The following is a 14,600-nucleotide window of genomic DNA, read 5'->3' as shown; positions in this document are numbered from 1 at the left end:
ATTCCTTACTTACCTAGGCTTATATTTAGCGACTGGTATACGTCAAGAGGTAAAATCGCGCCTTGATGCTGCACAACTTGTGAGGCAACACTGTCAGCCATTTCTAATGCATTTTGAGGGGTTTGTGCGCACATTCTGGCGGCTAAGTAGGTTCCCGCAAATGAGTCGCCAGCCGCTGTACTGTCAACTTGCTTTGCAGCGGGTGTAAACGGACATGACGCTTTAAGATCATCTTTGCAATAAACCTGCATCCCGGCACTACCAGCTTTAATAACAATTTCGTCGATATCAAATTGTGTACAGTACTTAACAATCTCTGCACTGCTTGAATGACCGAATAACACACGGTGATCATCAAGACCTGGTAAAACTACATTACTAAGCGCATAAGCACGCTCTAGCCATTCAATAGCGTGGCTTTTTGATTGCCACATACGCGCGCGATAATTAGGGTCGAACGCAATTGTGCAGCCTTGTTTTTTTAAATCAGCTAATAATGTGAGTAAACCTTGTTTAGATTCATCATCTAAAATACCTAAACTAATGCCACTGAAAAACACCCAGTCTGATTCTTTCAAACCTAAATTAAATGGCTTTTGAGTATATAAACTCATCATATGCTTCGCTGCTGATTGATTACGCCAATAATCAAAGCTTCGCTCACCATCAGCATCCGTTGAAATAGCGTAAATACCCACGTTATAGTCTGCTGTTGTAATCACGTTTTGCGTGCTAATACCTTCTTGTTGCCAACATTTGAGCATATTGGCACTCAGTACGTCGCTACCTACAGCTGTAAATAGCGCGCAATTTAGTGTGTTAGCAAAACGCTTTGCATACACAAGAGCATTGTAAGTATCGCCCGCAAATGACTGCTTGCATTCGCTAATACCTGTTGGTACTAGCTCAACCATACATTCGCCAATAGCAAGTAAAGTACTCACACACCCTCCTGTACTTTTTTAGTGTGTAGGCCTTCTAGGTAGACTTCAATTTCTTCTATCGATTTATTTTTAGTCTCTGGCATAAACTTAAATAGCAATGCAAAGCCGGCAACACCCGATACGGTATAAAGTAAAAAGATGTTTGCAGCGCCTAAATTACTTAGCTGCCATGGGAAAAACTGCTGAACAAAATAGCTAATTACACTGGCAATAAATGCGAAGGTAGGAATGGCCACACCTCGAATACGAGTCGGGAATATTTCAGAAAATATCACCCACATAATTGGCCCAATCGAAAAGTGAAAGGCTGCAATAAAGCCCGCTATACCAAATGATATAAGTGGCGCGTTTATAGTTGCTGCGCGTGAAATTAAATCACTTTCAAATAATTGCTGTTGCGAAGCAGTAAGTACGCTCGCTAGTGCTTGCTTAAATTCAATATCACTGTGATACACAGTACCAATTATGTGCTCCAGTCCTGTAATAGAGTTTAACGCTGAAAACGAGGCTATATCTTCAGCCGACAAACTATACTCTGCCTGGCTAAAGCCTAAATAACACATAAACAAACTAATTGTTGCAGCTGCTAATCCCCAAATAACAAGGGGTCTGCGCCCTAACTTATCTATCAAAGCAATAGCTACCACAGTAAATACAATACTGACTAAACCAATTAAAACAGCGTTAAAAAAAGCCGCATCAGTGCCGACTCCCAGTTGTTCAAACACCGTTGGAGCATAAAACATTATGGCGTTAATCCCCGTCACTTGCTGCACAATAGCAATAGTAAAAGCAATAATGACAGCGGCGCGAACACGACTTTCGAGTAGTTGTTTAAATGAAGAAAAATACCCACCTGTTTCGCTGTAATCAACCAAGCTCTCTTTAATACTCTTAAGTTGCTCTTGGGCCAATTCAGTATTTTTATTTAAACGATGCAAGATAGTTATAGCGCGTGTTTCGTTGCCTTTCATAACTAACCAACGCGGGCTTTGAGGAATAGTAAATAATAATAAAAACCATAAAATAGCAGGAATAATCTCAACGCCTAGCATCCAGCGCCATAAATTATCTTGTACATTCCACTGTGTTACCCACTCAAAATTACTGTGAGCTAAATCAACAAGTAAGTAGTTAGCAAAATACGCTGCGGATAATCCAACAACAATATTTATTTGAATCATAGACACTAATTTACCACGGTACTTAGACGGTGCAACTTCGCCTATATACATAGCAGCGACTGATAAAGACGTGAATGCTAATCCACCTATAAAACGAGCAGCAACTAATAGCTCGTAACTTGGCGCGAAAACCGATGCAATTGCCGACAGTATGTATATAAACGCAATGCCTATTAAAGTATTTTTTCGGCCAAACATATTGCATATGTAACCGGTAATGACTAAAGCAAATAGCACACCAAAACCAGGCGCACTCACTACAGTGCCTATTTGAATGTCTGATAAATTGAATTCTGCCGATACAAAACGAACCGTACCTGAAATAAGAGCAGCGTCTAATCCAAATATAAAGCCGCCAAAGGCGACAATAAATGCAAAGAAAAACACATTACGTTTACTACCATTCATACTTCTATCCAACTTTGTTGTTATCATTGTGTGTTGCTTTATATAGAGAATAAAGCGAGTGCTAGTGTCAAAACCCAACATTGTTAACAATTAACCATGAGTAATGACTTCGAGACTATTTCAAAATTAACGCACTTGCAACATCTATTTTAAGAAATCATGCTTTAACTTAAATTCTTTTACAATTAACATTAAAAATTAGTTAAACAAAATCAAAAGTTTATTATAAATGACACACAAAAACACAAATTGCACATTGTCAACAATATTCAATTTTGTTTTTTTGTTGTATGGTATGTTAAATTGTAATTAAAGGTTGAACAGCAATGAAATATAAAAAGAACATACTACTCACATCGCTCTTGCTTGCGCTAAGTGCCTGTAACCAACAAGAAATCAAGGTTGAAAAACCAACCAATGAGCCTACAGAGGTTAATTCAGCAGATGCATTAATGTATTTATTTGCTGATGCTGCACACACACAGCTAACCCCAGTTCAATACAAAAGTAATGCAGCCACTGTAAAGGCAGAAAACTCTGTATTAGATGTGACATTTCAATCTAAGAAAAATTCGTACGCCAGTATTGTTTTTTCACCGGAAAAACCTTGGGATTGGAGTGAATTTAGTGATTTTAATCTCGCCTTTGAATTGGCAAACCCAGGAACACACTCTGTACAAATTTATTTAGATATCTCCGATATTGACGGTGCTAACTATACGCGTAGCGTTAATGTGCCAGTAGGTGGATACAACACGTATTACGCAAAACTTGACGGCCACGACCTTGCAACGCCCGATGGCAAAGAAAATGTAGAACTTAACTTTACCTCAGGACTTCGTTCAAACCCTGATACATGGGAGTCTGATGAGGTACAGTTTATTTCTATGTGGGGTAAAAAAAATCTTAACTTAAAAGGCATCGCTAAAATAGCAATTAGCGTGCAAAGTACATTGCATGACAAAGAGCTGGCAATAAAATCTATTTCACTTCGTAAAAACCCTCAATTTAATACTGCTTTTTTAACCAAGATTGTTGATGAATTTGGCCAAAATGCAAAACAAGAATTTTCAGGGAAGGTACATTCAGAAGCAGAGCTATTGAGCGACAAAAAACAAGAAGCAGCACAGTTACTTTCTAAACGCCCAACTAATCGCTCACGCTTCGGTGGCTGGGCAGAAGGTCCAAAATTAGAAGCTACTGGTTATTTTAGAACGGCTAAATATAATGATAAATGGTCATTAGTCGACCCTGATGGCTATTTATACCTTGCAACTGGAATTGATATTATTCGTCTTGCAAACTCAACAACACTAACGGGTTACGATTTTGATCAAGCGTTGTTGGCTAAACCAGCTAATGCAGGTGTAACACCTGAGGATTCAAAAGGGTTAAACCAAGTAAATAAAGAAGCGCTTAAAAGCCGCTTTGTAGCGTCACAAGTGCGTAAAAATTTATTTGAATGGCTACCTGATTATACCGATCCACTCGGTAAACATTTTGGCTATCGTAAAAGTGCGCATTCGGGTCCGTTAGAACACGGCGAAACATATAGCTTTTACGCAGCTAATTTAGAACGTAAATATGGTCAAAATAATGCAGATTACATGCAAAAATGGCGAGAAGTTACCCTCGATAGAATGATTACATGGGGCTTTAGTTCATTAGGCAACTGGACAGATCCAAGCTACTACGATAATCAAAAAGTGCCCTACTTTGCCAATGGTTGGATTATCGGTGACTTTAAAACCGTATCAAGCGGAAACGATTTTTGGGGAGCCATGCCGGATGTATTCGACCCTGAATTTACAGTGCGTGCTAACGAAACCGTTAGTGTTGTTGCAAAAGAAGTTAAAAATTCGCCTTGGGCAGTAGGCGTATTTATTGATAACGAAAAAAGCTTTGGCCGCCCTGATTCCGTTAAAAGCCATTATGGTATTGTAATAAACACATTAGGCCGTGATGCTAAAACAGTGCCTACTAAAGCTGAATTTTCTCGCTTAATGAAAGAAAAATATACTGATGTCGCTAAACTTAATAAGGTATGGCACTTAAACTTAGCCTCATGGGTTGAGTTTGACAAAGGTGTAACGGTTGATATAAAAAATGAAGAGCAGCTGATCGATTTTTCTATATTACTCACCGCCTATGCTGATAAGTACTTTAGTGTGGTAAATGCCGCTATGGATAAATACCTACCAAATCATATGTATTTAGGTGCGCGTTTTCCTGATTGGGGCATGCCTATAGAAGTTGTTAAAGCCTCAGCTAAATATGTTGATGTAATAAGTTTTAACGCATATAAAGAAGGTCTAAGAGATGACAAGTGGGCGTTTTTATCACAATTTGATAAACCCGCTATAATTGGTGAGTTTCATGTTGGTTCATCTGATTCAGGATTATTTCATCCTGGGTTAATACATGCGGCTAATCAACAAGACAGAGCAAATATGTATACCGATTATATGAACTCAGTGATCGATAACCCCTACTTTATAGGTGCTCATTGGTTTCAGTATATAGATTCTCCGATTACAGGCAGAGCTTACGATGGCGAAAATTATAATGTAGGCTTTATAAGTGTCACTGATAGACCCTACATTGAAATGATTGAAGCCGCTAAAGCGATGAATGAGTCTATGTATGAGCGACGATTTAAAAAATAATTGCACATTCATCATTTAATTGTATATTTATTGGTCTGTTGTAATGTGTTAACAATAGACCATTCCTTTTTTTTTATATACACTGAGATAAGTACATGATCTTAACTCGAATAACGACTATTTATTAACCGTAGCTAAGGTCACATAAAGTAAATTAAATCTAGGAATAAATATGGCTGGTAACAGAGCAACAAAAATTTTGTCTGTAAAAGATCAAATCGCTGAACAATTACGTTCAGATATAATCTCTGGTGAAATGCCACCACAAACTAAGTTAAATGAAAAAGAGCTGGCAGAGCGCTTTGGTCTCTCCAGAGGTCCAATTCGAGATGTGATTTTGCAATTAACAAAAGAAGGTCTGTTGATTTCGCGAAACAATTGTGGCGCATCAGTCAACAGCGTACTAGAGCCTAAGCTACAGCGTTTAATGATTAAACTTCGTCGCAGCATAGAAGAGTACGCAATCACAGAGTTAAACGGTAATTTAACTGAGCAAAACATTGCTGAACTTGAAGGTATCTTAGCATCTCTAGAAGACGCACTCGATCGCGAAGATTATACCGAAGTAACTAAAATCGATATTTCGTTTCATCAGTATTTAATATACCAAGCTGGGGGCGAAGAGCTGGTAAATATTTGGTATCCGTATGTCATGCGTATGCGTTTAAACTACAAACGTATTACCTCAAGCTCTGAGTGTGTTAATGAGCATCGCGCTATTTTAGAAGCACTTAAAGCTCAAGATAGCGCCGCAGCAGTTAAGGCTGTAAAACATAATATCAAGTAACTACTTTCGAAGTCATTTTGATACTCCGTTATATAAACTAGCGGCTATGAAGTCATAAGGGCATGTTGATCTTTGTGGATTGAAATTTGTTCAATCTAGGAGCCGATTTAATCGCGGCCCGAGATTTGTAGTCTAGTGGGCTACCGAGCAAAACCTCCGCATCCAGCTCACGCCCCTTACCATCATCCATGTAGGTAAGAAAGAGTAAATCACCCTAGTTTATATAAATTTCAGTTATAAAAAACTACCCTTTATTTATTACATTAAATGCATGAACACTCAATATCACTGAACGAGCTTTACACGCATTGAGACTGATGCGCTACGCCCTAAATTATCAACCACTCTTACGTCAAATTCGCCTACTTGCGGGTGCCAGAAAAAAGGCGTATCTCGCTCTACTTTACCAACAAAGCTGTTATCTACAAACCAATATAAAATACGTGAATCTGTATCTGTGATTGCGCTAAAAGGCAGGCCTTCTTGCTTCAATTTACTGGCTCTTATCGTGTAGCTAATTAAATTACTCGGGGATGTAATACTCGGTGCTGAGCCTCGTGTACTCGTGTCATTAATTAAGCATGAATCTAAATAAGGTGGAGGCTGGCGTTTAACAATACCTGCTTGTTTAAATAATCTGACTAAGTCAGATGGCCAAAATTCATAAACTGCCTTTGTAGTTGTAGATTCAACATACTGACAAGCACGTAATCCCGATACTTTATCAATATAAATTTCACGATGTACATCGGACACTTTAATTGGCGACTTACCTGGAATAAAAAGCCCTTTTTCTGTTTTAGGGCAATGCACATTAGGTAAATCACCTGTTGTTGAACAAATATCTACTTCTGTAATATTTAAACCACCTGGTTTTATATTGCCTTTGATTAAGCCGTAACTATCTAATGAACGTATTATTTCAAAAAATAAAGGCGCGGCTGCTTGTCGCCCAATAAAAGATGGGTGCCCTTCTCCTGAGAAATTACCCACCCATGTAGCTAAAACATACGGACCAACAATACCTACTGACCATGCATCGCGAAAAGCAAATGAAGTACCTGTTTTCCAATATACAAGATATGATTGTCTTCTTTCTTTTTGAAATGAAATTTCATCAACTGCACTATTTTTACTTAGCATTTGTAAAGTCAGGTAGGCTGCCTCTGGGCTGATGAGTTGCTTAATATGATTGTTTTGATTATTTGGGTTGTTTTGGTTAATAACAGTGGCGTCTTTTTTTAATATAACTTCATCCTTATACACCCCTAAATTAGCTAACATAGCGTATAACTTAACGAGCTCTAGCATCGTTACTTCACTGCCGCCCAGCGCAAGCGCTAAACCATAAAACTCTTTGGGCTGAAGCTTTTTAACATCGGCTGCAACGAGTAAATCGTATAGCCCAACTTTTTGTAAGCGATACATCAAATTAACAGCAGGCACATTACGGCTCAGCACTAGCGATTCAGTAGCCGATATAGGCCCTAAAAACTGCTGATCGTAATTCTCTGGTGTATATCCTCCAAAGCGTTTGGGGGCATCTTTTACAAGCGTTAATGGATGAATTAACCCTTCCTCTATAGCAAGCGCATAAATAAATGGTTTAAGGGTTGAACCTGGTGAACGCTTAGCTCTTACACCATTTACTTGACCGCTAATGTCATTATTAAAAAAATCCACAGAGCCTAATTCAGCAACTACTTCCATAGTTTTATAATTTAGTAAAATAGCAGACGTATTACTAAGCCCGTCTCTATGCCTGCGATTAATGTAATTTCTTGCATGGCGCTGAAGTAAGTTTTGTAAATTAAGGTCTATCGACGTTTTATATTCTCCAGGCTTTAGGTGCGGGTACTCGCTTTGTAAATTATTAATAAAATGTGGAGCTTCAAAAGGCAAGTCTGAAGAGGCATATACCTTTATCGGTAATTGCATAGCTGCTAGCCAGTGTTTATCGTCTGGGTACTTTTCAAGCCAACGAGTAAACAGTTTTTTTCTTGTTTCTAGCAATACCAGTTTAGCCGATTTTTTAATGGGATTTCGTTTGGTTGGGTTTTGCGGGATTAAGCTAAGTAATAATGACTCAGGTAAATTAAGATCAATAGCTGGTTTCTTAAAATAAATTAAACTGGCTGCACCAACACCTTCAATATTTGATCCATAAGGCGCTAAGTTAAAATACGCCTCGAGTATTTGGTTTTTACTGTAGTGTCTCTCAATTTGTAACGCTCGAAGTATTTGTTCTACTTTTCCAAAAATAACATGCGTGTTCATCCCAAAGTGCAACCGGGCTACTTGCATTGTTATTGTTGACGCACCGACTCGGTGACTTCTTTTAATATAGCTAGTATAAAACGCATTTATTAAAGCAATAAAATCGACACCAATATGCTCATAAAAGTCTTGGTCTTCATACAGTAAAGTAGCTTGTTGAATGCTCAAAGGGATTTTATCTATTGGCGTCCATAATCTATATCTATCGTCTGCGGCTAAATTTAAACGAAGTAATTTATCACTGCTATCGTAAAAAGCCGTTGAGTAAGCATTGGGCTGGGTAATATCAGGCTTTGGAGTAAAAAAATACAACAGCACTGCAAGCAGTGCTGTTGTAAAAAAAGCCGTTTTTATTATAAAACTAAACTTTTTATTTAGCGGCGGTAACATCAAAACGACCCGATTTTGAGTGCGCTTTAATACTTAAATCATACATAGATTCAGCATAAGCCGATGGCACTACAAAGCTGCCAGATGCAGTAGCCTTAATCTTGTAAGTAAGCTCAGTCATGTTATCGCCAAAGCTGCCATACAATATAACGCGATCCTCTCGAATATCTTTATAATCAGAGGTCCAGCGATTATAGCTATTGCGAACGCTGTCTCTGAGTACTTCAAACCCACCAGGTAGTAAATCAATAACAGCAACATCCGAAATATTTTTACCCGTTGTACTACGCACTCGTAATACAACGTTTAGTTCTTGACCTTGAACAGCGGTGGTTATCACATTACCTTTATCGTCTTGGTATTCTCTGACAACTTCTAAACCATTACTTAATGACTTTTGTGGCACGTTTGTATCAAAACCAGCTTGGCTCATCATGTAAAATGAGCGAGGTGGCGCTAATACATCAAGCGTTTTAACGTCATTTAAAAACGAGGCTTTAGGATAAGGTGTATAGGTTACGTCTAATGCCTTTTTTTCTGCCATTGTCGTTGTTGCCATTATTTTTACATCTTCAGGCTGGGCTTGTGATAACGCAACTTTTGAGTATGCCGTCATAGCAAGTACAGACCAAGCAGACGACAACGTGTTGTAGTCTCCTTTAAAAATAGGGTCAACGACATTAAACAAATCATCTTTAGTTAACTGCTTTAAGCGAGCAGGAAAATGTTTTGATAACAAATAAATATACTGTCCGTCGTGAGCTAAACGTGAGTCGTAAGCGCCCCAATTATCGTGCTGGGTATCTTGCCCAATTTTATAGCTATTGATCAGTGCTTGCGCTTTGTCGCTTGCACGTAATAGCTGATAAGTTGCGCCCATAAACGCGGACGTTATATCTTGTTGCCATACTTTGCTATTACTCGCATTTACACTTTTTTCTAAATCAGATAAGTAATTAGTTGTTACCTCACCTTGTCGTGTTAGCAAATAAATGGCATAAGCGTGGTTTCTGTCATTCGTCTCTAAAGATCCGCTCGCTATACTGCGCACACCTTCAAAACCACTGCTCCACATATCATAAGGTATTGCTACGCCCGCTTCTTTTGCATCTAATAAAAAATGCATAACATAAAGAGAAGAATAAATAGATGCACTAGAATTACCCGGCCATAACATAAATCTGCCATCAGGTAACTGACGTTGACGAAGGGTATCTATTAAGTTGTTTATACGCTCATGTTTATAAGATACATCGCCCATATAACTTGGATGTTCTAAATAACTTAGCACCGGAAACACACTACTCACTACTTGCTCGGTACACATATGAGGAAAGTTATCTAAATAACTAATAAGACCATCAACAAGCGCTAACGGGCTTTGTGAAGCGGTAATATTATTTTGTGATAAGTTAGGATATAGCTGTCTAGAAACCGCTATTTCTTTTTTACCTGATTCACTAAAGCCACTTTCAAAGCTACTAACAAATGCAACCGCAGGGCGCACACTTAACGTTGCCGTGCGTTGGCTAACATTGTCACCCGATAACGCAGTAAATGTAATTGATGCAGCGCCAAGCTTATCAAGCACTTTCACTCTAAACGTTAATGTGTCTTCTGATTTTTCATCAATATTTAGCGTTAATTTTTTATCGCTTATTATTTCAATGTTGCTTGAAGTAAGCGCTTCTACCGTAATTGGCAGTTGTTTACCTGAATCCTCAACGCCATTAGCAATACCAAGTACAATATCAAACTCATCGCCTGGTGCTGCTGTCGTTAATACATTAGGAGTTAATACAAAGGGCCCTTTCACAAGTGTTGTACTTTCTTTAACACCAACACCCTCGTCATTTACGGCAATAGCAATTACACGTACCTGACCTGCAAAAGTATCTGGGATAGTAAACGTATGTTTTTTCGTTTTAGCATCAGCCGATAAAATACCAGACCAAAATGCGACTGGTTTTTGTACCTTACGAGAAAACGGGTTCAGTTGCTTGCTCTTGCGGTTCATTGCCATTGATTCTGCATAACCACCACCCGCAGCTGCAAGCTCTTGCACTAGTTTAAATTCAGGTAAAATAAGATCAACAATTTGCATGGTACTGACTTCTAAAGCACGTTTTTGTAAGAAGTGATTTAACGGCTTTGGCGTCCGATAATTCGCCACTTGTAAAATACCTTCATCTACAGCAAATAACAGAACACGTGAAGGTGATTTGGCACTATATGAAATGACTAAATCGTCACCTGGTTTTACTTTATCAGGTATGTTTACGTCAAAATCTATTGCGCGTTTACTACGATCAATCGCAAATGGTTTAACTGCGTAGCTTAATGGGCTTGTAAATATTTCTTTCGATTCAAGGCTTCGAACAAATGAAACATTAACATACGCATTGCCTTCTATCCCTTGAGGTAACGTTATGGTTTGTATGCTACTTGTTGTTTTACTCTCAAACCATTTAAAAGCGTGTACTTTATTAGTTTCAATTGTAATTAAACCCGAGCCAACATAAGGCGCTACAATACTTATTTCAATTGTTTCGCCCGGTTTGTAATCCGGTTTATTTAATTGAACTTGCAGTTCAGCATTCTTTTCAAGCTTACCCGCTAAGTTACCCGTGCCGGTTATCGTAAATGATACCCTACTAACGGTATTCCCTTTGCCATCAACGAGTTCTATTAAGTAATCACCTGGTTCAGCAGTGGGTAATTCGTAGTTTGCGCCATCTTGTTTAATGTAAAACGGATTGCTTGATACCTGTTTGTTTTTTCTAACCGATTGGTACTTATAAGTGCCGTTATTTTGTTGCACCAACGTAGATACATATTGTTGTTCTATTAAATTTAGCGATAAATCATCACGAGCTACTTGCTCAGTTTCTGAATTAATATTAATAAATTTTACAACACGTTTTGACTCTTTTGATATGTAGCTTAAATCGCCATCGGCTTTATAACCAACTAACTGCTCAACGGGTGAAACAAGCACCGAGCTGCTTGCACGAACACTTTTACCACCGCCTTCTTCATACCCTTGTACTGCAAAATTTAACTGATAAGTACCTGCCTCATAGCGAGTTAAGTCAATATCAAATTCTGCCTTGCCTTGTTCATCAGTTTTGGTTTCGGTTAATGATTCAATACTGTGTCTAATATTTTTTCCTTCACTGTGGGGATCAGAAAACACATAATCTTTGTATTCATTAAAGTAAAAACCAGCTGGAGATAAACGTAAATCAGCAGTAACACGTCTATTTTGAGCAGGTGTACCAAATAAGTTTTGAAGGCTCACCAATGCTTTAAATTTTGAGCTGTTTACCCACCCCTTTGCAGATGATTGAGAAAATTGACTACTAATTTTCAATCTATCGGGTACAAACTCTTCAACTTTAAACTGAGTACTGCCTAATTGGTCGCGGCTATTATTATTTTTAATAAGTTGGACCGATACATAATACGTTCCGGTATTGGCGCTATTTTGTGTTTTAAAGTCAAAATCAAGCAATCCATACTTATCTAAGCTCACTCGTTTATTATAAACAGTTGTCCCTTTAGGATCGGTAATTATAAGTTCAAGCGGTATATCGCCCAGTTTTGCAAAGTTTTGTTGCTTCACAATCGTGGCAAGTTTAACACTATCGCCTGGTCGATAAATTCCACGGTCAGAAAAAACAAACGCATCTATTTTATTACTACCACTGAGCCCAGAACTTACACCTCCGGTATCAAACCGAGAGTAGTTAACCATTCGAGCATAGCGATTATAAGGAATAAAAGACATGTCACTTTTAGCTTCGACTACAAAAGCAACGGGAGTTTGATCATCAGTAAACCACGTTGTGTTGTCGAAAAATGCGTGCCCCTCAGAATCTGTTTTAGCATTTAAAATAACTAATCCGTTTTTACCCAATAACGACACCTTCGCTTTTGCTACCGGTTTTCCTGTTTCAATAGATTGGACAAATATATCGCGAGATCCATCTGCATTATTTTTTACCAAAATACCTAAATCAGTAATAAGGATAAGTCGTTTTTCTTGGGGTCCATATACGTAATTATCTTCTGTATTTAACGCTTGAGCATTTATAAAAAATAAGCCTAAACCAACTGACTCATTATACTTACTACTCAAATCAATAGATGAATAGACCGCTTTTTTAGGGTGCTCCGATTTTAAATTAACTTGTCTGGTAAAAATTGAACTTATGTTTTGTTCTGTAAAGTAATAATTATTAAATTCTGGATTAGAAATATCACCACTGGTTTGACTTATAAGGTGGTTAATTTGATTGGCTTCTACCCTACCTACTTTAACGTGAAGTGCGTTTACACCGCGGGTCAAAAATGACAATTTATGATCGCCATTTTTTGATAATATAGACCCTTTAGACATAATATTTACTTGTGTCGGATAAGCCGGCGTATCTAAAATAGTGTCGTATTTATTCGCCATCGTAAACTCATCCGTCGACTTTAATCCCTTATCAATCGCGATATAAACTTGCTGGTTTTGTGGTGCATCAAACGTAAAACTGTGTAACTTAGTTGTATCTTGCGCGGTAGGAATCGCATTTAACTTAACTTTTTGAGATTGCTTAAGCACTGTATCAGTAACTTCTCGTGGGCTACTGAAGTAATTATAGTTACCTTTTGAATCTTTAGTCGGTAACACGTAAGCAACCATTTTACTAACCACATCTTGCGATGAAATATCATCTGTGAAGTCTAAAACAAGTGTTTGTTCGGGTTCCCCTTGCGTATTATTTACCATCAACACATTGGCCGTATTTACTCTAAAAAAGCTATTTACACTTGGGATCAACACGGCGTCTTTAATCTCTTCTGTTGTTTGAGAAGGACCCATAACCGGCTTTACACCGTTATTAAGAACAAAATACAGATAGCTTTCGGTATCTTGAATACGTATTTGCTCTGAAGTAATGTAAATCTCTCGTTGATGCTTGTCGTAAGTAACATCAAATTTATATTGTGCGAGTTCGTTCTTGCCATCTTGCTCAAGTGATTGAGTCAGCTTTAAATTATTTTTTATGGTGCTTATATCTGTTGGGTGAGTCGCTTTTAATGTTGCAACCACCTTGTGACTTTTTTTAACGTTAGGGTCTTGATAAAAAGCGAGCGAGCTTAGTGTTAGTTCAAAGTTGGGAGTTTTAAATACATGCTCATTATCGCTTAGATGTATATCACTTTTAAAAATAGATGAATCAAAACGTACCTTATATTCTTGCCCTGCTGACCAATCTTGTTTTGGGATAAATTTAAGCTGGCTTTCACTATTCCAAGACCACTGTCCAATTAGCTCAGGCGTGACTTTTATACCTGTGGGAATCACTTTGCCAACAAGCGCAAGCTTTGCGACAGAGTAAGACACTGCATCCGTGTTTTCTACATCATCTAAAACGGGAGTAAAATCAATATAAAGCGGTTCAGGGTTTAAAACATCAGATAAAGTGGTAACAGCAGGTGTAGAGTGAGTTGCTTTGTAACTAATTGGCTGTGGTAAGGAAAGAAAAAAACAATAGCCTGCTATAATTAATATCAGCATTAGCACGGCGCTAAAAAATGCTGTTTTGCGCTCTTTAGCAAACCTAAGCACATTATTTATAGCAGTAATTAACCATTTCGGTTTATGCCAAATAATGACACCAAATACATTTAAAATAACAAAAAATGTGGTCAGTAAAACCCACACACTGCCAACTGTTTTTTCGGTTACATTCACGTTGCCAAGTAAGCTTGCAACCAAACTAAATAAACCCGTTCCTATCGCTGAAAAAGCAATACTCATAAATAAACTAGCTATTTTGGGAGCGAGTTTACTATGTTTAAGATTAACCTCTTTTGGGTTAGCCTCTTTTGAATCGGTTTTTGTATTCACGTTCAAAATCCTTTTTCTTTATACTGCAATATCAATAAA

The 14,600-nt window shown here is 38.0% G+C and carries 6 protein-coding genes; 2 read left to right on the top strand and 4 right to left on the bottom strand.

The features are described from left to right. Positions 1 to 5: 5 nt before the first annotated feature. On the bottom strand, positions 6 to 944 hold the full coding sequence (locus I6F42_RS06015; RefSeq protein ID WP_197151440.1) for a sugar kinase: 939 nt from the start codon (positions 942 to 944) through the stop codon (positions 6 to 8). Beyond that, entirely contained in the window at positions 941 to 2,536 is a 1,596-nt protein-coding gene (locus I6F42_RS06010; RefSeq protein WP_007583098.1) for an MFS transporter, read from the bottom strand. Before I6F42_RS06010 ends, I6F42_RS06015 begins: the two co-directional genes overlap by 4 nt. Positions 2,537 to 2,862: 326 nt before the next feature. On the opposite strand from I6F42_RS06010, the gene I6F42_RS06005 reads away from it, so the two are divergent. Beyond that, the gene (locus I6F42_RS06005; RefSeq protein WP_197151437.1) at positions 2,863 to 5,202 is read left to right on the top strand and encodes an agarase; all 2,340 of its coding nucleotides are present in this window, start codon (positions 2,863 to 2,865) and stop codon (positions 5,200 to 5,202) included. Positions 5,203 to 5,374: 172 nt separating this feature from the next. After that, entirely contained in the window at positions 5,375 to 5,989 is a 615-nt protein-coding gene (locus I6F42_RS06000; RefSeq protein WP_007586156.1) for a GntR family transcriptional regulator, read from the top strand. Positions 5,990 to 6,274: 285 nt separating this feature from the next. Here I6F42_RS06000 and pbpC read toward each other — a convergent pair whose 3' ends face one another. Both pbpC and I6F42_RS05990 read right to left on the bottom strand, forming a co-directional pair. Then, complete coding sequence (gene pbpC, locus I6F42_RS05995; RefSeq protein ID WP_197151435.1) at positions 6,275 to 8,656, bottom strand: penicillin-binding protein 1C; 2,382 nt, start codon at positions 8,654 to 8,656, stop codon at positions 6,275 to 6,277. Continuing rightward, on the bottom strand, positions 8,637 to 14,561 hold the full coding sequence (locus I6F42_RS05990) for an alpha-2-macroglobulin (RefSeq protein ID WP_197151433.1): 5,925 nt from the start codon (positions 14,559 to 14,561) through the stop codon (positions 8,637 to 8,639). The genes pbpC and I6F42_RS05990 overlap by 20 nt, the downstream gene beginning before the upstream one ends. Positions 14,562 to 14,600 lie beyond the last annotated feature (39 nt).

The organism is Pseudoalteromonas sp. SWYJZ12, from assembly GCF_015864395.1.
GTDB classification, from domain to species: domain Bacteria; phylum Pseudomonadota; class Gammaproteobacteria; order Enterobacterales; family Alteromonadaceae; genus Pseudoalteromonas; species Pseudoalteromonas arctica.
Note: the sequence above shows the minus strand (reverse complement) of the source record. Positions and strands in the feature narration are given on the sequence as shown.

Coding starts and splice junctions, on each gene's coding strand:
- I6F42_RS06010 (WP_007583098.1), bottom strand. CDS start 2,536: ATGAATGGTAGTAAACGTAATGTGTTTTTCTTTGCATTTATTGTCGCC.
- I6F42_RS06005 (WP_197151437.1), top strand. CDS start 2,863: ATGAAATATAAAAAGAACATACTACTCACATCGCTCTTGCTTGCGCTA.
- I6F42_RS06000 (WP_007586156.1), top strand. CDS start 5,375: ATGGCTGGTAACAGAGCAACAAAAATTTTGTCTGTAAAAGATCAAATC.
- pbpC (WP_197151435.1), bottom strand. CDS start 8,656: ATGTTACCGCCGCTAAATAAAAAGTTTAGTTTTATAATAAAAACGGCT.